This window comes from Paenibacillus sanfengchensis (assembly GCF_036864765.1).
Taxonomy (GTDB): Bacteria; Bacillota; Bacilli; order Paenibacillales; family Paenibacillaceae; genus Fontibacillus; species Fontibacillus sanfengchensis.
The window spans coordinates 17,946-38,109 of record NZ_JBAGJC010000012.1; the positions used below are offsets into that span (position 1 = coordinate 17,946).

The 20,164-nt window shown below is 57.9% G+C and carries 19 protein-coding genes; 14 read left to right on the forward strand and 5 right to left on the reverse strand.

Annotated elements, in window-relative coordinates; translation table 11 throughout:
* Window positions 1-182 precede the first annotated feature (182 nt).
* The 10 genes from hisG (at window position 183) to trxB (ending at window position 10,165) form a co-directional block, all read left to right on the forward strand.
* Window positions 183-818 carry an ATP phosphoribosyltransferase gene (gene hisG, locus V4U84_RS20750; protein ID WP_334073998.1) on the forward strand — a complete coding sequence of 212 codons (636 nt, stop codon included), beginning with the start codon at window positions 183-185 and terminating at the stop codon, window positions 816-818.
* Window positions 819-859: 41 nt separating this feature from the next.
* Window positions 860-2,167, forward strand: a complete 1,308-nt coding sequence (gene hisD, locus V4U84_RS20755; RefSeq protein WP_334073999.1) for a histidinol dehydrogenase — start codon at window positions 860-862, stop codon at window positions 2,165-2,167.
* Window positions 2,157-2,786, forward strand: coding sequence for an imidazoleglycerol-phosphate dehydratase HisB (hisB, locus tag V4U84_RS20760; protein ID WP_334074000.1), 630 nt, complete (start codon window positions 2,157-2,159; stop codon window positions 2,784-2,786). The genes hisD and hisB overlap by 11 nt, the downstream gene beginning before the upstream one ends.
* Complete coding sequence (hisH, locus tag V4U84_RS20765; protein WP_334074001.1) at window positions 2,787-3,467, forward strand: imidazole glycerol phosphate synthase subunit HisH; 681 nt, start codon at window positions 2,787-2,789, stop codon at window positions 3,465-3,467.
* Between the two features lie 247 nt (window positions 3,468-3,714).
* Window positions 3,715-4,458 (forward strand): 1-(5-phosphoribosyl)-5-[(5-phosphoribosylamino)methylideneamino]imidazole-4-carboxamide isomerase, encoded by a 744-nt coding sequence (gene hisA / locus V4U84_RS20770; RefSeq protein WP_334074002.1) that lies wholly within the window; start codon window positions 3,715-3,717, stop codon window positions 4,456-4,458.
* Between the two features lie 18 nt (window positions 4,459-4,476).
* Complete coding sequence (gene hisF / locus V4U84_RS20775; RefSeq protein ID WP_334074003.1) at window positions 4,477-5,235, forward strand: imidazole glycerol phosphate synthase subunit HisF; 759 nt, start codon at window positions 4,477-4,479, stop codon at window positions 5,233-5,235.
* Window positions 5,232-5,972, forward strand: coding sequence for a bifunctional phosphoribosyl-AMP cyclohydrolase/phosphoribosyl-ATP diphosphatase HisIE (gene hisIE / locus V4U84_RS20780; RefSeq protein ID WP_334074004.1), 741 nt, complete (start codon window positions 5,232-5,234; stop codon window positions 5,970-5,972). The genes hisF and hisIE overlap by 4 nt, the downstream gene beginning before the upstream one ends.
* A 15-nt stretch (window positions 5,973-5,987) precedes the next feature.
* Complete coding sequence (hisJ, locus tag V4U84_RS20785) at window positions 5,988-6,812, forward strand: histidinol-phosphatase HisJ (RefSeq protein WP_334074005.1); 825 nt, start codon at window positions 5,988-5,990, stop codon at window positions 6,810-6,812.
* Window positions 6,813-7,318: 506 nt separating this feature from the next.
* A complete protein-coding gene (locus V4U84_RS20790; RefSeq protein WP_416367279.1) occupies window positions 7,319-9,073 on the forward strand; it encodes a tetratricopeptide repeat protein in 1,755 nt (584 codons plus the stop codon).
* A 135-nt stretch (window positions 9,074-9,208) separates the two neighbouring features.
* Window positions 9,209-10,165 (forward strand): thioredoxin-disulfide reductase, encoded by a 957-nt coding sequence (gene trxB / locus V4U84_RS20795; RefSeq protein ID WP_334074006.1) that lies wholly within the window; start codon window positions 9,209-9,211, stop codon window positions 10,163-10,165.
* Window positions 10,166-10,245: 80 nt separating this feature from the next.
* On the opposite strand, the gene V4U84_RS20800 is transcribed toward trxB, so the two are convergent.
* The 5 genes from V4U84_RS20800 to V4U84_RS20820 all read right to left on the reverse strand — a co-directional run bounded on the left by V4U84_RS20800 (window position 10,246) and on the right by V4U84_RS20820 (window position 15,225).
* A complete protein-coding gene (locus V4U84_RS20800) occupies window positions 10,246-10,980 on the reverse strand; it encodes an ABC transporter permease (RefSeq protein WP_334074007.1) in 735 nt (244 codons plus the stop codon).
* On the reverse strand, window positions 10,981-11,694 hold the full coding sequence (locus tag V4U84_RS20805) for an ABC transporter permease (protein ID WP_334074008.1): 714 nt from the start codon (window positions 11,692-11,694) through the stop codon (window positions 10,981-10,983).
* Window positions 11,691-12,605 carry an ABC transporter ATP-binding protein gene (locus V4U84_RS20810; protein ID WP_334074009.1) on the reverse strand — a complete coding sequence of 305 codons (915 nt, stop codon included), beginning with the start codon at window positions 12,603-12,605 and terminating at the stop codon, window positions 11,691-11,693. The genes V4U84_RS20805 and V4U84_RS20810 overlap by 4 nt, the downstream gene beginning before the upstream one ends.
* A 527-nt stretch (window positions 12,606-13,132) precedes the next feature.
* Window positions 13,133-14,548, reverse strand: a complete 1,416-nt coding sequence (locus V4U84_RS20815; protein ID WP_334074010.1) for a sensor histidine kinase — start codon at window positions 14,546-14,548, stop codon at window positions 13,133-13,135.
* The gene (locus tag V4U84_RS20820; protein WP_334074011.1) at window positions 14,545-15,225 is read right to left on the reverse strand and encodes a response regulator transcription factor; all 681 of its coding nucleotides are present in this window, start codon (window positions 15,223-15,225) and stop codon (window positions 14,545-14,547) included. Before V4U84_RS20820 ends, V4U84_RS20815 begins: the two co-directional genes overlap by 4 nt.
* Before the next feature lie 457 nt (window positions 15,226-15,682).
* Between V4U84_RS20820 and V4U84_RS20825 the strand changes: the two genes are divergently transcribed.
* From V4U84_RS20825 to V4U84_RS20840, 4 genes are all read left to right on the forward strand, one after another.
* Window positions 15,683-16,990, forward strand: a complete 1,308-nt coding sequence (locus tag V4U84_RS20825; RefSeq protein WP_334074012.1) for a DUF438 domain-containing protein — start codon at window positions 15,683-15,685, stop codon at window positions 16,988-16,990.
* Between the two features lie 233 nt (window positions 16,991-17,223).
* The gene (locus V4U84_RS20830; protein WP_334074013.1) at window positions 17,224-18,174 is read left to right on the forward strand and encodes an ROK family glucokinase; all 951 of its coding nucleotides are present in this window, start codon (window positions 17,224-17,226) and stop codon (window positions 18,172-18,174) included.
* A gap of 70 nt (window positions 18,175-18,244) precedes the next feature.
* The gene (gene rapZ, locus V4U84_RS20835; RefSeq protein WP_334077887.1) at window positions 18,245-19,138 is read left to right on the forward strand and encodes an RNase adapter RapZ; all 894 of its coding nucleotides are present in this window, start codon (window positions 18,245-18,247) and stop codon (window positions 19,136-19,138) included.
* A 78-nt stretch (window positions 19,139-19,216) separates the two neighbouring features.
* Window positions 19,217-20,161, forward strand: a complete 945-nt coding sequence (locus V4U84_RS20840) for a gluconeogenesis factor YvcK family protein (RefSeq protein ID WP_334074354.1) — start codon at window positions 19,217-19,219, stop codon at window positions 20,159-20,161.
* Window positions 20,162-20,164: the final 3 nt, after the last annotated feature.

Genomic DNA, 20,164 nt, shown 5'->3' on the forward strand with positions numbered 1-20,164 from the left:
CTATTATCCCGACGGAAGGGCAAATTAGCGGTAGGTTTTCCTGCTAAATATGGTGCGCGGGGGATTTTAGCCGGAATTAACGGGAGTTTTTCCCGTTAATGAGAAGAGGCTCGCTCACTCGGAAGCGGGCCCAAACGGGCGATCGGCTCCGTTGCAGCCGGAGGGGGACTTAGGTCAAGAAGATGAGCGAAATTATTAAAGTGGCGATGCCCAAGGGGCGTATCTATAAGAAAGCGTCAGCTCTGTTCCGTGAAGCCGGAATTCGGATTCCGGCCGATGTGGACGAGTCTCGCAAACTCGTAATTCCGCTGCCGGAGATCGGCATGGAGTTTATTTTGGCGAAACCGGTGGATGTGCCGACTTACGTGGAGTACGGCGTGGCGGATATCGGCATCGTCGGCAAGGACGTGTTGATGGAGGAGAACCGGGACGTATACGAGCTGCTGGATCTCGGAATCGCCCGCTGCCGGATGTCGGTCATCGCGCTGCCGGACTGGAAGCCGGGGATTCATCAGCGGGTGGCCACCAAGTACCCGAACGTGGCTTCACAGTATTTCCGCGAGCGGGGACAGCAGGTTGAGGTTATCAAGCTGAACGGTTCCATCGAGCTGGCGCCGTTGATCGGCTTGGCCGACCGGATCGTCGATATGGTGGAGACCGGCCAGACGCTTCGCGAGAACGGGCTGGTGGAGTTAGAGAGCATCTTTGAGATTACGAGCCGGCTGGTCGCCAACCGGGTCAGCTACCGGATGAAAAACGCGGAAATTCAAGCCGTTTGCGATGCGCTGGCAAAAGTGATTACCGCTAACAACGTTTGAGGATCAGTTTTGAAGGTTAGAAGGCCGGGGAGGGCTTTGCAATGAAAATAGTGAAAGCACAGGATTTTGACCTGCGCCGTGAGGTGGAATACGGATCGGCAGAGCAGAACGAAGCGGTCCGGACCATCGTACGGGACGTGAAAAAAGCGGGCGACGCCGCCTTGCTCGGCTACACGGAGAAGTTCGACGGCGTGCGCCTTACGGCAGCCGGGCTGCGCGTTACGCAGGAGGAGCTTCAGGCCGCTTACAGCCGGGTGGAGGCGTCCTTCGTCGAGGCTATCCGGGCCGCGGCGGCGAATATCCGGGCGTTTCACGCCAGACAGAAGCGCAACTCGTGGATGGATTTGCAGCCGGACGGTAGCCTGCTCGGGCAGATTCTCCGTCCGCTGAAACGGGTCGGCGTGTATGTACCCGGCGGCAAGGCGGCATATCCTTCCTCGGTGCTGATGAACGTCATCCCGGCGCAGGTGGCCGGCGTGCCGGAGATCGTGATGGTCACGCCGCCGGCGACCGGCGGACGGGAAGGGATCGACCCGTACATTCTCGTCGCCGCGGCGGAGGCCGGCGTGCACGAGATCTACCGGGTCGGCGGGGCCCAGGCCATCGCGGCTTTGGCCTACGGCACGGCCACGATCGCCCCGGTCGATAAAATCTGCGGGCCGGGGAACATCTTCGTCGCGCTGGCGAAGCGCGAGGTGTACGGCGTCGTCGACATCGACAGCATCGCCGGGCCGAGCGAAATCGCCGTGCTGGCGGACGACAGCGCCGACCCCGCCTACGTCGCGGCGGACCTGCTGTCGCAGGCCGAGCATGACGAGATGGCGTCGGCGATCCTCGTGACGCCGTCCGAGGCGTTTGCGCAGGCCTGCCGCGCGGAGGTGGAGCGCCAGCTGGCGGAGCTGCCGCGGCGGGACATCGCGTCCGCGTCCGTGCGCGACTACGGCGCGGTCATTCTCGTCGATTCCATCGAAGAGGGGATCGGCGTCATCAACCGGCTCGCCCCGGAGCATTTCGAGCTGATCGTGGAGGACCCGATGGCTTACCTCGGCTTGATCGAGAACGCCGGGGCGATCTTCCTCGGGCCGTACAGCTCCGAGCCGGTGGGGGACTATTTTGCCGGACCGAATCATATTATTCCGACCAACGGCACGGCGCGGTTTTCGTCGCCGGTCGATGTGGACGATTTTATCAAAAAATCGAGTCTGATCTACTACAGCAAGGAAGCGCTGCTGCAAAACGGCGCCACCATCATGGAGCTTGCCCGGCGGGAAGGGCTGGAAGGCCATGCCCGGGCGATTGAAGTCCGGCTGCGTAAAGAAGGAAAGGCGGGGGTAGACGATGACAACTAATAACGCGAATAGTGCGAATCATGAGGAAGCCAGGGAGCGCCGCGCGGGAATCAGCCGTAAAACGAATGAGACCGATATCCGGCTGCAATTCGCCGTAGACGGTACGGGTAAGTCCGAATTGGAAACGGATGTGCCGTTTTTGAATCATATGCTGGATCTGTTCACGAAGCATGGTCATTTTGATCTGTCCGTGCAGGCGCGCGGAGACATTGAGATTGACGATCACCACACGGTTGAAGATATCGGCATCTGTCTCGGACAGTGTCTGCGGGAAGCGCTCGGCGACAAGCGGGGCATCAAGCGCTATGCCAGCGTGTTCATTCCGATGGATGAGGCGCTGGCGCAGGTGGTCATCGATGTCAGCAACCGGCCGCATTTTGAATACCGCGCCGAGTATCCTTCCGACCGGGTCGGCAGCTTCGATGTGCAGCTCGTCCATGAGTTCCTCTGGAAGCTGGCGCTGGAGGCGCGGATTACGCTGCACGTCATCGTCCATTACGGACAGAATACGCACCACATGATCGAGGCGGTGTTCAAGGCGCTCGGGCGGGCGATCGACGAGGCGACGAGCTTGGATCCCCGCGTGACGGGCGTGCCGTCGACGAAGGGAGTGCTGTAGGTGACGATCGCCATTGTTGACTACGGGATGGGCAATCTGCACAGCGTCAGCAAGGCGGTCGAGCGCCTCGGTTACAAGGGGCTCGTTACGGGCGACGCGGACGCCATCCTCGGCGCGGACGGCGTGCTGCTGCCGGGCGTCGGCGCCTTCGGCGACGCCATGGAGCACCTGCGCGCCTCGGGCCTGGACGGCGTGGTGCGGCAGGCGGCCGCCGGCGGAAAGCCGCTGCTCGGCATCTGCCTCGGCATGCAGCTGCTCTTCGGCGAGAGCGAAGAGCATGGGCGCAACGAGGGCCTGGGGCTGCTGCCGGGCCGGGCGGTGCGCTTTGGCGGCGACAACGCCGGCGCCGGCGCCGGCGCGGAAGGCGGCGTTCGCGGCGGCCTGAAGGTGCCGCACATGGGCTGGAACCGGCTGGAGTTCCTGCAGCCGGACAATCCGCTCCTGGCGGGCCTGGAGGAGGGACACGTGTACTTCGTCCACTCCTACCATGTGCTCCCGGAGCGGAAAGAGGACCTGCTGGCCGTAACGGATTACGGCCACCCGGTCACGGCCATTGTGGGCCGGGGGAACGTGTACGGCATGCAGTTTCACCCGGAGAAGAGCGGCGAGCTCGGGATGGGGCTGCTGCGCAACTTCCTGTCGCTGGCGGAGCGAGCGGGAGCGGAAAGCGGCCAGCGATAAGGCTATCGATGCTATTAACGGGAATACTTCCCGTTAATTTGGGGCCTCCGCAGTTGCAAAAACGATTTACCTGGAAAAACTCCTGCTAATTGGCCTGAATTTATTTGTTTCTGAGTCTGGGTCGCGAAATAGAGGGAGTTTTTCCGGCTAATCGGAACCAAGGGACTCATGCGGTAATTTTAACGGGAGGTTTTCCCGTTAATTTTCCCGTTAAATTAATTAACACTATGTAGCAGGAGGAACTGACATGTCTTCATTCGTGATATATCCGGCCATCGATATCCGGGGCGGCAGATGCGTACGCTTGGTGCAGGGGGATTACGCCCGCGAAACGGTATACAATGAAAATCCGGTCGAGGTGGCCCGTTCCTGGGAAGCGCAGGGGGGCTCTTTTATCCACCTGGTCGATCTGGACGGGGCGAAAGCGGGGCACCCGGTGAACGACGCGCTGATCGGCGAGATCGCCCGCAGCGTGCAGGTGCCGGTACAGGTTGGCGGCGGCCTGCGGACGCTGGCCGATGTCGAGCGGCTGCTGGGCCTGGGCGTCAGCCGGGTCATTATCGGCACCGCGGCGATCGAGGACCGCGCGTTTACCGAAGCGGTGCTCGGCACCTACGGCGACAAGGTCGCCATCGGGATCGACGCGCGGAACGGCTTTGTGGCGACGCGCGGCTGGCTGGAAACGTCCGAGGTTCAGGCCGAGGTGTTGGCCAAGGAGCTGGCGGACAAAGGGGCGGAGACGTTTATTTTTACCGACATCTCCCGCGACGGGATGATGCAGGGGCCGAATGTGGAGGCCATCCGCTCGCTGGCGCAAGCTTCCGGACGTACCGTGATCGCCTCGGGCGGCGTGACCGTTCAAGACGATCTTTTGAAGCTGGCGGCTTATGCGGATCAGGGAATCGGCGGTGCAATTGTCGGGAAGGCGCTCTACACTGGCAGCATCGATCTGGCTGAGGCCATCGCCGCGATTTCGGGCGGCGCGAACTAGAAAAAGGAGTGGGGAGCTATGCTGGCAAAGCGAATTATCCCGTGTCTGGACGTCAAGGACGGACGGGTCGTTAAAGGCGTGAACTTCGTCAATCTCCGCGATGCCGGAGATCCGGTCGAGCTGGCCGCGCTGTATGACCGTGAGGGGGCCGACGAAATCGTGTTCCTCGATATCTCGGCTTCGAACGAGGGCCGGGCTACGATGATCGAGGTCGTCCGGCAGACCGCCGGGGAAATCGCCATTCCGTTCACGGTCGGCGGCGGGATCTCGCAAGTGGACGATATGAAGCGCATCCTGCGGGCCGGAGCCGACAAAATCGGCATCAACACGGCGGCGGTGCTGAATCCGCAACTGATCTCGGACGGGGCCCGGCGCTTCGGTTCCCAGTGCATCGTCGTGGCGGTGGACGCCAAGTTCAACCCCGAGTGGGGCGAATGGGAGGTCTACACGCACGGCGGGCGGAAGGCGTCCGGCATTAAAGCGCTGGAATGGGTGAGGGAAGCCGAGTCGCGGGGCGCGGGCGAGATCCTGCTGACGAGCATGGATGCGGACGGCACGAAGGACGGCTTCGATCTGCCGCTGACGCGGGAGGTCAGCCGGTCGGTGACGATCCCGGTGATCGCCTCGGGCGGGGCCGGGAAGCCGGATGATTTTTACGAGGTGTTTACGGAAGGATTGGCGGATGCGGCGCTGGCGGCGACGATTTTTCACTATAAGGAGATCGCGGTGCCGGACTTGAAGCGGGATCTGAAGTCGAGAGGGGTGGAAATACGATGACGGAACAACAAGGGTTGCGGCTGATGGTGCCGTTGGAAGAGCTGGAGCAGGCGATCAAGTGGGACGCGGACGGACTCGTGCCGGCGATCGTGCAGGATGCGGCGAGCCGGGACGTACTGATGATGGCCTATATGAGCCGGGAGTCGCTGCGCAAATCGGTGGAAACGGGGCAAACCTGGTTTTGGAGCCGCTCCCGGTCCGAGCTGTGGAACAAAGGAGCTACGTCGGGAAACACCCAGCACATCCGCGCGTTGCGGTTTGACTGCGACGGGGATACGCTGCTTGTTGAAGTGGACCGGAAAGGCCCGGCTTGCCATACCGGGGAGGACAACTGCTTCTACCGCACGGCGGCGGTTGGAGAGGCATACCGGGGGACGACGGGCTACACGATATTCGAACCGGCGGCTCCACAAACGGAGCGCGGCGGGAACGACACTGCCCGATTCACGGTGCTGGCCGAACTGGAACGCCTGATCGCCGAGCGATACGAGGAGCGGCCGGAAGGCGCGTACACGACGTATTTGTTCGAGAAGGGCCTGGATAAAATTTTGAAAAAAGTCGGCGAAGAGACCGCCGAATCGATCATCGCCGCGAAGAACGGAGACAACGACGAGCTGCGGTACGAGGTCAGCGACTTGATTTACCACCTGCTCGTGCTGCTGCGCGAGCGCCAATTGCCGCTGGACGATATCATGCGGGAACTGGAGCGCCGCCATGAGCGGCCGCGCCGGGATTAGGCGGGTGGTGGGCGAATGCTGATCGACTATCATACGCACCACGCCCGCTGCGGGCATGCCGTAGGCTCGCTCGAGGAGTACGTGCGGCGGGGGATCGAGATCGGACTTTCGCAGATCGGGCTGTCCGACCATATGCCGCTGCTGCATGTCGATCCGGCGGCTTACTACCCGGAAATGGCCATGCCGATGGAAGAGCTGCCCCGCTATGTGGAGGAGGCCTTCTCTTTAAAAGAGAAGTATCGCGGTCAAATCGACGTCAGAGTCGGCCTGGAAGGTGACTACATCGAAGGCTGGGAGGAGCAGATCGAGGGTATCGTTCGTGCGTATCCTTGGGATTACGTGATCGGATCGGTGCATTTTCTCGGCGAGTGGGACGTGTCCGACTTCCGTCAGGTTCACCACTGGGAAGGGCAGGATGTGTTCGCCGTTTACGAGCGGTACTACGACGCGGTGGCGAAGGCCGCCGCGACAGGGTTTTATGACATCATGGGCCACCTGGATGTCATCAAGCGCTTCGGCCACCGGCCGGACGACGCCCGTCAGGCGGAGACGGCGGCGCTGGAGCGCCGCGCTTTGAAGGCGGTGCGGGCGGCCGGTGTGGCGATGGAGTTGAACGCCTCCGGGCTGTCCAAGCCGGTGGCGGAGATGTTCCCGAGCCGCCGGGTGCTTGCGGCCGCGGTGGAGCTGGGCATCCCGCTCACGGTAGGCTCGGACGCGCACGACCCGATGAAGCTGAGCGAGCATCTGGACACGGCCAGAGCGCTCCTCCATGAACTCGGCGTGCGGGAGCTGGCCACCTTTGAGAAGCGCAGCCGCAAGATGATTCCATTGACAATATAGCCAAGCGGCCTTGTTGGAGGACGGCGCCGAAGCCCCGGATTGCTCTCGCCGTCCGCCGCATTAGTGCCTTTTCGGCCGCTATTTGAGCCCGATTCGGCTCCGCGGGAATCCTAGCGGTCGAAAAGGGCCTTATTGCTCTGCTGCGGGCCCCGAAATCGGGTTATGGCCGATTTCCACCTGGGCAGGGCGCCAAAACGCCGCTATTTTGGGCCGAAACGCCAAATTCAACAAAATAGCGCCGCATAAGGCGCTTATTTACCCCTCCGCTCAAGCCCTCTTACCTCCATCTCAACAATCGTCATATTCGAAATTTCCCCTCTCTTTTTTTCGATATCCTAATTTTCCCAGCTCTTTCAATCTATATCTTTCCATGAATCCCTGCCCAGGCTCCTTTACTTGCAAAAACCGTTATTTTCCGCACGTTTTTTCCGTGGGAGGACAGCTTTCACTATGGTATACTGTGAGTTGGAGAGAAGAATTGATGTAAGAATAGGGAGGTGCCTTGTTTGAAAGAAAATAGAGAGCCGAAGGGGAAGCGGGACAATGTGCTGCCGATCTCGATGGATGCGGGCTTTTTCTTCGAGCGGGCTGTCTCTTCATTGGACCGTTACCACTACGACAAGGCATTAAAGTATTTTCGCAAAGCTGTGGAGTATGAACCGAACAATCCGGTAAACCATTGCAATATGGCGGGGATTTTGTCGGAAATGGGGGACTATGAGGCATCCAACGCCGCACTGTCCGTCGTTCTGGAGGAAATCGACCCTGGCATGACGGAATGTTATTTTTATATGGCAAATAACTATGCGAATATGGAAATGTTTGAAGCGGCGGAAGAAGCGCTGGTTACGTATTTGGAGAAGGACGCCAGCGGGCAGTTTTTGACGGAGGCGGAAGAGATGATGGAATTGCTCCAGTATGAGCTGGAGCGTCCAACGAAGCTGAAGAGCATCAAGGCGATGGAAGGGGTCGTCGAGCATGACCAGGCCCGCGAGCTGCTGGAGGAAGGCAAATTCGCGCAGGCGGTGAAGCTGCTGGAGGAGATTGTCCGGAAGCATCCGGATTTTCATGCGGCGCATAACAATCTTGCCCTGGGTTATTACTATCTGGGCCGGTTTCAAAAGGCGATGGACACGATTGCCGAGGTGCTGGAGAGAGAGCCGGGGAATCTGCACGGACTTTGCAATTTGGCGATTTTCTATCAGCACGCCGGTGAAATGGGGGCTATGCTGGAGCTGGGAGAGCGCCTGAGCAAAATCGTCCCTTTTCACCAGGAGCATGTGTTCAAACTGGCGACAACGATGGGGATTTTGGGCCAGCACGGGGCGGCCTATACGCATTTTAAACGGCTGCTCCGGGACGAGACGATGGACCGCGATCCTTCGTTGTACCATTATGCGGCGGTGGCGGCATACCAAATCGGACGCGTCGATGAGGCGAAGCGGTTGTGGCGCCAGGTTCAAAAGCTGGATCCATCAGGCGGTGTAGCGGATTATTATTTAAAATGGCTGGAGCTATGCGACAACGCGGTATCCGAGAACCCGGGGAACCCGGAGTCTATCGCTCAAACCGTAAGCTATCATTATCATCTTCCTTTTGAAGAGCAGTTTAAACAATGGGACACCACGCCGGAAAGCCTGGCCGCCGAAATTACGGAGAATCCGCTGGTGCGGTCCTCTTTCTTCTGGGCGCTGCGGCACGGCGATTATAAAACGAAGCTGCAGGTCATTCAGGCGTTCAGCCTGATTGCGGACCGGGAAGTGGAGGAGGCGTTGAAGGCCTTTTTGCTCGAGCCCGAGGAAGACTCCTATTTGAAGGAGATCGCCTTGTTCGTGCTTCGTAATTTGGGCGTGGATAACCCGCTGCCGGTCATCTCCGGGGAGCAGACGAAGCTGGTTGACCCCAGTCGGGTGGCTTCAGGGCTGCCCGTATGGAAAAGCGAGTGGCAGGCGGTCGTCGATCTGGCGATGCGGCATATGAAACGCAGCTTTGATCTCCAGCAGCAGCATGATTTGGAGACGCTGTGGGCGGAGTTTTTAACTTTAGTGTACCCGGAAACACCGACGATTACACATATTGAGGGGTGGGCCGCGGCGCTGGAATATTTGACGTCCAAAATCCATCGCAGACCGGTAACTTACGAAGCGGTGGCGGAGCGCTACGGTATTTCGGCCTCGACGGCGCGCCGGTATACCCGGCGGATCGATGAGGTATGCGGCGTCAAGAAGAAAATGGAGTCGATTTTCCCCTCCGTTCAATAAGGAAGGGGCCCCGGTAAGCGGGTAAAGGGAAGCCAACTTGGGTAAAACTTAGTATAAGTGTGAGTTCTAGCAGCAGGAATTATGCTTAAACGGAACAGCTAATATGCGAGTTACATATTCAAGGAGGAGGCAATCATGTACAAATCGATTGTGATCGGAACCGGCCCCGCAGGGCTTACGGCGGCCATCTATCTGGCCCGTGCGAATCTGAAACCGCTGGTCATCGAAGGAGTTCAGCCGGGCGGTCAATTGACGACAACGACGGAAGTGGAGAACTTCCCGGGATTCCCCGATGGGATTCAAGGTCCGGTGCTGATGGACAATATGCGCAAGCAAGCCGAGCGCTTCGGTGCGGAGTTCCGCAGCGGCTGGGTGGAACAGGTGGACTTTTCGAACCGCCCGTTTAAGATCCGGATCGAGGGCGGCGAAACGCTGGAGGCCGAGAGCATTATCATTTCGACCGGGGCATCGGCCAAGTATCTGGGCATTCCGGGCGAACAGGAGAATGTCGGCCGTGGGGTAAGTACGTGCGCCACATGCGACGGATTTTTCTTCCGCGGAAAAAAAATCGTCGTGGTCGGCGGCGGTGACTCGGCGATGGAGGAAGCGAGCTTCCTGACGCGTTTCGCGTCCAGTGTGACGTTGGTCCACCGGCGTGATGAACTGCGGGCCTCCAAGATCATGCAGGATCGCGCCCGCGGCAACGAGAAGGTAGAGTGGGCGCTCAATCGGACGCCGATCGCTGTCGTCACGGAGGAGAACGGAACGGTCAAAGGCCTGCAGGTGCGCAACAATGCCACAAACCAGGAGGAACTGGTGGAGGCGGACGGCGTCTTCGTGGCGATTGGACATACGCCGAACACGAAGTTCCTGGGCGATGCGATCCGGACCGATGAACAAGGCTATATCGTCGTGAAGCCGGGGACGACGGAAACGAACATCCCCGGGGTGTTTGCCTGCGGCGACGTCCAGGACATCCGCTATCGCCAAGCGATTACGGCCGCAGGTTCGGGCTGTATGGCGGCGATGGACTGCGAGAAGTACCTGGAAGGAAGCATGGTGCATGACTGGAGCGAAACGTTGAACCAATAAGACCCGATAAATAAAGCCTCCTTCCGGTAATCGACCCCGGGACGGAGGCTTTACGTTTTTTATCGGTGCCGACAACCGGCCTAAATCTCCTTCCGGCGGAAGTAAATCAGGCCGGCGGCAAAGAAGAGGATGAAACTGCCGAGTACGGTGATCATCAGATTTTCCAGCGGCAGGTTGAATGCCCCGTAGCTCTCCATGCCTTTCGGCATCATGGCGAGAACGGGCTGAGCCCAGGGATAGAACGGGCCGTAGGTGCTGGAGTTGACGATCAGCATGTTCGGAATCGTCAGGGACACGTTGATGGCCAGCGGAGCCGCAAAGCTTGCCCAGGTCAAAGAGACGCCAAGCTGCAGCGCGACCAGCGGCAGGCAGGCGATCCAGCCACCGAGCTGGCTAGCGATCAGCATGCTCCAAGGGATCGGGGCGTCAAAGCCCTGAATCTTGCCCGCCACCAGGATCGCGGCCAGGAAAATGACTTGGCAGACGGCCAGCAGGCCGGCCACGACGGAGAACTTGGCCAGATAGACGGAGGTGCGGGAAACCGGGAGAACCAAGAGCTGTTTCCAGCCGCCCCCGGTATGCTCGTAACGGCACAAGAAGGCCGGAAGCAGACCGGAGATAATAGGCAGGAACAACATACCGTGGAGGATGGACATCGTTCCAGCGATCACCGTCCACGGATCGGTTCCCTCCGGCGGATTGGAGAGCACGCCGATCAGGATCGAGAGGACGGGACTTGCCAGCAGAACCAGCCAAATCCGCGATTTCGACATTTTTAGGCGTTCCGACGACAGGACGCGAAAAAAGGTGACCATCTAATCCACATCCTTTCGGTTAAAATGCATCAGACCCATGAGCATAATGATGAGGCCTGTAAGGATCCCCGCTCCGACAAACCATTCCGTATGCGGCCCTTCGTAACTAAAACGCGACCAATTGAGCGGAAAGAACTCCGACAATTGGGAGGCGAAGGGCGAGATCAGCGCCAGGGCGACGCCGAGCGAGACGGGCAGCGACTGGTTGCGGAACGTCAAGGACAGCCATAGCTGGAGCGCCAATAAAGGCAAGGCTCCCAAAAAGGGAAGGAAGCCGACTTTCACTAAAATCCCGACGGGGATGTCCGTGCCGAAGCCGAGCGCCAAACCGAGGAGCGCGGTTCCGATCGGCAGCAGCAGGCACGAAACCGTCAGCAGCAGAAAGCAAAGCGTAAACTTGGCGCTGAACACTGCGGTCCGCGAGATCGGCAGCGCGAGCAGCTGCTTCCAGGAGCTCATCTGATGCTCGACGTTGGCAACGAGCGAGCTGATCAGCGTGACGCCCAGGTAGAGGGCGATGGGTACGAAGTCAGCCACATTATCGATCAGCCCTTCCCAAAGGTGACCCGCATACTGTTCTTTCAGATAATCCAGCCGCAGCCCGAAGTTCAGCGCCTGCATCGCCACCAGCCCGATCGGGGCCAGGAAAATCAAGAACCAGATCCCCTTGCGCCGGATTTTCAGAAAGTCGGCGGATAACGAGCGCAACATCATGGCCGGCTCCCCTCCCCGATCACCTGCATAAAAATGTCTTCCAGCGATTTCTTGTTTTGCTCGACCCGGTAAATGTCATGCCCGTTTTCGACGAGTCTTCTCACGAGCAGGGCGACCTGCGGATCCTTCATCCCCGGGAAGACGAGCGTCCCCTCCTTCAGGGTCCCCGAGGCTCCCATATCGCGGGCCAGCCACAGCGCCGAATCCGGTTCGGAAACCAGGAGTTCCATATCGTGCGAGGCCTGAAGCCTGAGGTTATGGATCGTGTCCTGGAACACCATGCGCCCTTCGCGGATGATGCCGACCCGGTTGGCCATTTGCTCGACTTCGCCGAGCAGGTGGCTCGAGACGAGGACGGTAATGCCGTATTGACTCGGCATGCTTTTGATCAACTCGCGGATCTCATGAATCCCGGCGGGGTCCAGCCCGTTGGTCGGCTCGTCAAGAATGAGCAGATCCGGGCTGCCGAGCAGGGAGGCTGCGATGCCGAGCCGCTGCTTCATACCGAGCGAGAAACCCTTCACCGGGCGGCGGGCTTCATTGGTCAGAGAGACGATCTCCAGCACCTCGTCGATTCGGGATTTCGGCGTGCCCAGAATCCGGCGGATCGCTTCCAAATTGTCGATCGCGCTCAGATGGCCGTAATAGGACGGATATTCGACCAGGGAGCCGATACGGCGTAAGATCTCCAGCTTTTCCTTATGCAGGTCGCGGCCAAAAATCCGAATCGAGCCTTCACTGGGCTGGATCAAGCCGAGCAGCATGCGGATGGTCGTGGTTTTACCCGCGCCGTTTGGGCCGAGAAAGCCGTAGATGTCCCCCTTGGCGATCTCCAGATTCAGATGATCGACGGCGTAGCGTCCCTTGTATTTTTTCGACAAATCTTCCGTTTGAATAATCAATTCACTCACGTGGTATCACCTCGGTAACTATCATACTTGCCGAAGGTTAAGAGTGAAGGGGGGCCCAGTTTAAGTTTTGGTTAAGATTCGAGGCACTCGTACCCCTCAGCCAACCTTGAAACAATAGAATTCCTGCAAATCTGCATGTTTTTTTCTTGTTCGGAACAAGAATTTGAAAATTCCTGCAAATCTGCAGGAATTTTCGACGAAACCGGCTCGCTTCTCTAAAATCGCTAGAAATGCCTGCAGATTTGCATCTTTTTTCGCAACCCCTCGTGGATCGGCCTAAATACCTGCAGATTTGCATCTTTTGGGGTTGGAAGTGTTGAAGGTTGGAAGTGCGCTAGGTACCTTGATCGCCGTGGACTAAATACGATTTGGATGGCTGTGGACGTGAGACTGCGTACTTATTGAGCACCTCGCTCGAAATCACATGTGAAGCAGCGTATTCTCATTTTCTCCTACTGCGATGGTCTGATGAGGCACTAGAAAAAAGCCTGCAGATTTGCAGGCTTTTACTCGCAAGGCATTTTACTTTACGAACGGGCCGAAGCCGCCGTAAAGATGTAAGTCCGCGTGCCGCGCTCCGGCGAAGACTCCGTCTCCCGGCGCAGCTTCATTTCCCGCAGCAGCAGATCGACGATCTGTAGTCCGAGGCCGGCTCCCTTGGAGGGGGAGACGGCGCCGAGGCCGGGGCCGCGGTCGGCGATCACCAGCGCGGGCTTGCCGTACCGCTCCGCCAGCGAAATGCCGACGTACCCGCCGGAGCCGGCATGCCGGACCAGATTCTGGAACAGATTGTCGAGCACGCGGCGGAAGCCCTGCTCGTCAATGTTCCAGATCAGCGGTTCGTCCGGCAGGTCGATGTCGGCTTCGATGCCGGCCTTTTCCCACAGCGGGTACCAGGCTGCGGCGCTGACGCGGACGATGCGGAGGACGTCCCGGTCCTCCGGGTTCAGAGCATACCGGCCGCTCGAGAGCAGATTGTACGACAGAAGATGGTCGATCAGTGTGCTGAGATCCTTGATTTTGACTTCCATCAGCGCTAGGACTTCACGACCTTGTTCGGACAGCGGTTCCTTGCGGAACGAATAAAGCTGGCCGCCGAGCACCGTCAGCGGGGTACGCAAATCATGCGACAGATTGCCGATCAGGCTCTTGCGGAGCTCCTCCTCCTCGCGCTCCCGCTGACGGCTCTGGCCGAGCTCACCAACCATCCGGTTAAACGCCTGTTCCAGGCGGCCGATTTCGTCCGGCCGCCCCTCGGCGACCCGCACCGGCAGCCCGTTCGGTCCGGTCCGGGCCATCCCCGTTTCGAGGCGAAGCAGACGGGTCCGGATATCCCGGAAGAACAAGTAGGAAATCAGGATGAAAAACGCAAACATCATGAACATAAACAACCCGTAAAAGCGGGAGTCCCCGTTTCGCTCGGTCGACGATTTGTACATATGGGCCCGAGGGAGCTCAAAGACCATAAAGCCTTGGTTCCCCGGACTTTTCTTGGAGCCGATAAAGGCCACGATCGTAAAAGGATCGGCGTTGACGGCCCTTTTCATATAAGCTACCGCGTCCTCCGCCGACCACTTGGCCGGCAAACCGCTCCGTTCAGGCAACTGGAGGCGGGTCTGCCCCGCGCCGTCGACCCAGAACAGGGAAGCGTCGGGATACTCCTGCTTCAACTGCCGGAGCCTTCCGTCGATCGCCTGCGGATCTTTTCCGCCCAAGGCCTGAGCCTCCCCGTGCCACATGGTTTCCAGATCCAGACCCGAGCCGTAATCGCGCACCGTTTCCACGGTCCCGGGAGCCGGGGGGAAAAGCAGCCGATTGACGCCCCAGGAAGCCGCAAAGCTGACGGGGATCAAGATCGGAACGAGAACGAGGGCAAACCCGATGATCATCAGATAACGGGACAGCAGGGAGTTCCGGAACTTGGTTTTGACGTAAGGCTTCATGCCCGCACCCGGTACCCGATCCCCCGGATCGTCTCAATGATTTCCGGCGATGCCGGGTCTCGCTCCAACTTCTCCCGCAGATGGCGGATGTGAACCATGAGGGTTTTGTCACCATCCAGATAAGGTTCCCCCCAGACTGCCTCGAAGATTTGCTCTTTGGTCATAATTTGACCGAGATGGCGCAGCAGGTATTGAAAAATATGAAACTGCTTGCCGGTCAGCACGATTTCCTCGCCGCTCTCCCGATTTTTGATGATATTCTCCTTCTCGTAGATGAGCAGATGGCGGAGCTGCAGCGGTTCGGCGGAAGGGGCTCCGCTGCGCCGCAGCAGCACCTCGACTCGGGCGGCCAGCTCGTCCGGATGAAACGGCTTCGTGAGGTAGTCGTCCGCGAACTGCAGTCCCTGCAGCTTGTCGTCGATGGAGGTCCGGGCCGACAGCATAAGGATCGGGAGGCCGGGATACTGTTTCTTCAGCCGCTGGCCAACCGTGAACCCGTCCAGACCGGGCAGCATCACATCCAGGATGACCAACTGGCACGAAGCCGCCTCGTCGACAGCCCGATCTCCGTTGGTCAGCCAGATGACGCCGTAGCCGCGCTCCCGTAAGTCCTCTTGTACCCATTCTCCGATTTCTTTTTCATCTTCAATATATAGAATCGTCTTCTCATTCGTCATACGGAATCATTCCTTTCCGACTCTATTGTGGCAAATTCATAGAAAAAAAGAAACTCTCATTGCTATATAAATTGAACGATTGGTTCGCGTAGATAGCCGCTGAATTAACTGGAATTCCTCCCATTAATTCGTGCCTGTGCAGAAGTAGAGGTCATTTAGCTGGAAAATCTCCCGCAAATTCCTCCTGTGAAATGCGTGTATTGGCGGTTGGACCGCGAAATAAATGGAGCTTTTCCATTTAAATTGGACTCAAGGACCGAGCATGGAAAATTAGCGGGGGATTTTCCCGTTAATGCATGTAGCAACCCGGTAAAACCAAGTGATTCTAATCACAAGTCGAGTGGTTCGGCTGTGCTATTTTCGTATTGAGAATTGTTATCATTAATCGGATCACGACCGTGCGTAATAGGAGCCAGTGCCGGCTTTTGGAGACTTAAATATTTGAGGAGGATGAACGATGAGCGAGCTGATCAATAACCGGGAGCATGCCGTGCCGGAACAAACCCGGCGTCAGGCTTTGTTGAAGGAAATTATCAAAGAGCTGCACCAAGGCAAGGATGTGGAGGAAGTGAAGGCCCGCTTTGAGGAAGCGGTGGGCGATGTCACGGTGGCGGAAATCTCCGCCATGGAACATGCGCTGATGGAAGAAGAGGGGATTCCGGTGGAGGAGGTACAGCGGCTATGCTCCGTGCATACGGCGATTTTTAAGGGTTCTATTGAAGAAATCCACCGTCCTTCCCAACCGGAGGAACAGCCGGGGCATCCGGTGCACACCTTTAAGCTGGAAAACCGCGAGATCGAGAAGCTGGTAAATTTCAAGCTGAGCCTGCACCTGGACAAACTCCGCAAAGAAGACGGCGAGGACATCATCTTCAAGCTGGTGGAGGATTTAAACCTGCTGCTGGACCTCGATAAGCATTACAGCCGGAAGGAGAATCTTCTCTTTCCCTATCTTGAGAAATACGGGATTTATGGGCCGACGAAGGTCATGTGGGGCGTGGACGACGCGATTCGCGCCATGATCAAGGAGGTCAAAAGAAACCTGATGTCCTACAACGGGGACAAAGAGATGATGTGCACCGATGTGGAGCGGATCATTCAGGAAGTGAATGCGATGATCTTCAAGGAAGAAAACATCCTGCTGCCGATGGCGCTGGAGAAGCTGACGGAGGATGAGTGGCTGAAGATCGCCCGGGAGAGTGATCAGATCGGCTTTTGCCTGACCGCTCCCGAGAAAGAATGGGTTCCGGAACGGGTTCCGCTGCCGGGGGCCGGGACGACTGGCGAGGAGAGGGGAGCAGGGGGTAACGGGGCCGGATTGGAAGCCAAAGCAGAAGCTGAAGCTGAAGCCGAAATACCGCAGGGTTTCGTTAAATTTGAGACCGGCATTCTTTCGATGGAGCAGTTGGAAGCCGTGATGAATCACCTGCCGGTGGACTTGACCTTTATCGACGAGAACGATGTGGTGCGTTACTTCTCGCATGGCAAGGAGCGGATTTTTGCCCGCACGAAAGCGGTAATCGGCCGCACGGTGCAGAACTGCCACCCGCCGCAAAGCGTTCATGTCGTCAATGAGCTGCTGGCCGATTTCAAGGCCGGCAAAAAGGATGCCGAAGATTTCTGGATTCCGTTTAAAGACAAGTTCGTCTATATCCGTTACTTTGCGGTCCGCGCCACGGATGGACGTTACCTCGGCACGTTGGAGTTTACCCAGAACATCGCGCCGATCCGGGCGCTGGAAGGCCAGAAGCGGATTTTGTCCTGAATCCGGAAAACCGCTGTTTTCATGTTCGATACCGTCTTGGTCCCGCTGGATGCGGGCACTGGGGCGGTTTCTTTTTCCTATGAATGTGATTGTTGTCATACTGCTCGGAAGCCTTGTCCCTGCTGGATTTTCGGACACCCGCCGTCTCTTGACCGAATGGGAGGGTTCGCTTATAGTGGGTACGTAGGTATATTAATATTCGTTATTATTTATAGAAAAAGGTGGCTTGTACAATGTCTGAAAAAATCTACATTGGTGTTGACCTGGGCGGAACCGCGATCAAAGTCGGCATCTGCAGCGAGGAGGGCCGGCTTCTTCATACTTATGAAGGGCCTACCGAATCGGACAAAGGCGGGGAAGCGATCGTCAGCAATATCGAGCGTTACGTCCGTCTGATTGTGGAAGAATCTCCTTTTGAGTGGGAGCAAGTAGCCGGCGTCGGCGCCGGAGTGGCCGGCTTCACGAACGTGCGCGATGGGATCATCATTTTGGCGCCGAATGTAGGTTTGAAGGATTTTCCGATTCGTGAACTCCTGGAGAAGCGTTTGGGCAAGCCGATCAAAATAGACAACGACGCCAATGTGGCGGCGCTGGGCGAAGCCTGGGGCGGCGCTGGCAAGGGCGTCGACAACTGCGTGTGCTATACGCTCGGAACGGGCGTCGGCGGCGGCATTATTATTGAGGGCAAAATCTATCAAGGTTTCTCGGGCCTCGCCGGAGAACTCGGACATATGCATGTGGTGCCCGATCTGGAAGCAATTCAATGCGGCTGCGGTCAGATGGGCTGCCTTGAGACCGTTTCCTCGGCTACCGGCATTATCCGGATGGCCAAGGACGCCGTAGCGCGCGGCGAGCGCACTTCCCTCTCGCTGGTCGAGAACATCATGGCGAAGGACGTGTTCGACGCAGCGAAAGCCGGCGACGAGCTCGCGATTCGCATCGTGAGCCGGGCCGCCTTCTATCTCGGGAAATCGCTGGCCTCGGTGGCCGTGGTCCTGAATCCCGAGCTGTTCATTATCGGCGGCGGCGTCTCGAAAGCCGGGGATATTCTGTTCAACGAAATCCGCAGCGTCTTCGCGAAGCATGCGCCGGAGCCGGTTCAAAAGGGCGTGCAAATCGTTCCGGCGACCCTCGGCAACGACGCCGGTATGGTAGGAGCGGCGGGTCTCTTTCTCCGTTCCTGATAGGGATTAATTTCTTTAGTATAATATAATATATATATAGGATTAGGAGAAATTGCGAGGAGGGAAAAGGATGCCGGAAAAAGATGGTTCCCCGGTCGCCAATCTGTTGATTATCACGGGCATGTCCGGTGCCGGTAAGTCGCTGGCCGTTCGTAGCCTGGAAGATCTCGGTTTTTTCTGCGTTGACAATTTACCCCCGGTGCTCATCCCGAAGTTTGCCGAACTGATCGAACAGTCCAAAGGGAAAATCGCCAAGGTGGCGCTGGTTATTGACCTGCGCGGCCGGGAATTCTTCACGGCCCTGTCGGAGTCGCTGGCTTATATACGCGACCATTTTACGATCAAGAGCGAAATTCTGTTCCTGGATGCCACCGACGCCGTACTGGTGCAGCGGTATAAGGAAAGCCGCCGGCGCCATCCCCTTGCTCCGGAAGGCATGCCGCTCGACGGCATCCGTTTGGAGCGCAAAATGCTGGAGGAACTCAAACTGTCGGCCACGCAGGTGATCGACACGAGCAATATGAAGCCTGCGCAGTTGAAGGAGAAAATTATTACCCGCTTCTCCCACTTGGAGAGCAGCAATCTATCCGTCAATATTACATCATTCGGATTTAAATACGGCATACCGATCGACGCGGACCTGGTGTTTGACGTCCGGTTCTTGCCGAACCCGCATTATATCGAGCAGCTTCGTCCACACACCGGACAAGACAGTGACGTATATGAATATGTTATGAAGTGGCCGGAAACCCAGGCTTTCCTGACCAAACTGCTGGATATGCTGCACTTTCTGCTGCCTCAATATCATAAAGAGGGAAAAAGCCAGGTCATCATCGGCATCGGTTGTACCGGCGGGAAACACCGTTCGGTCGCCATCGCCGAATATTTGGGCCGGATGCTCGGAACCAGCGAAACGGAAACGGTTCGCGTCAGCCACCGGGACGAAGGCCGGGACCGGCATTAGAGGCCGCTCAGAAAATCAAGAGGTGAGTCAGAAGTGATCAATCGGGCCAACGAAGAAAGAGTGCCGCGGATCGTCGTGATGGGCGGGGGGACCGGCTTATCCGTCATGCTTCGCGGATTGAAAGAAAGACCGCTCGATATCACGGCCATTGTTACCGTAGCGGACGATGGGGGCAGCTCCGGCATCCTGCGCAGCGAGCTGCAGATGCCGCCTCCGGGGGATATCCGCAACGTATTGACCGCGCTGGCGGATGTGGAACCGCTCCTGTCGGATATGCTTAGCTACCGGTTTTCTTCGGGGTCGGGTCTTGCAGGGCACAGCCTCGGCAACCTGATACTCGCTGCGATTACCGATATTTCCGGCGATTTTGTTACCGCCGTGCGGGAGCTTAGCCGCGTGTTCGCCGTCCGGGGACGGGTGCTCCCCGCCGCGGGGCAGGCGGTCGTACTTCATGCGGAGATGGATGACGGGACGATCATCACCGGGGAGTCCAAAATCCCCGAAGCCGGCGGCAAGATCAAGCGGATCTTTCTCGAGCCGGAGGAAGTGGAGCCGCTGCCTGAAGCGGTGGAGGCGATCCGTGAAGCCGACGCGATCCTGATCGGGCCGGGGAGTTTGTACACGAGCATCATTCCGAATTTGCTCGTGCCGAAGCTGGCCGAAGCGGTGTTGGAGAACGAGAATGCGATTAAAATCTTCGTCTGCAACGTCATGACACAGCCGGGAGAGACCGACGATTATACGGTCAGTGACCATTTGCAGGCCGTCTATGAGCATGTAGGGCATCATTTATTTGATTATGTCATTGTAAACGATGGGGAGATTCCGACCCAGGTTCAGGATTTCTACGCCGAAAAAGGCGCCAAGCCCGTTCAGGTCGACTGGGATGTCGTCACGGGCAGGGGCTATAAGGTGATTGCCGATACGCTCGTTTTATTCCGGCGATATTTGAGGCATGATGCGGATAAATTAAGCCATCATATTTATCAGTTGGTGCAGAACTGGATTTTACGAAAGAGGTGAGTT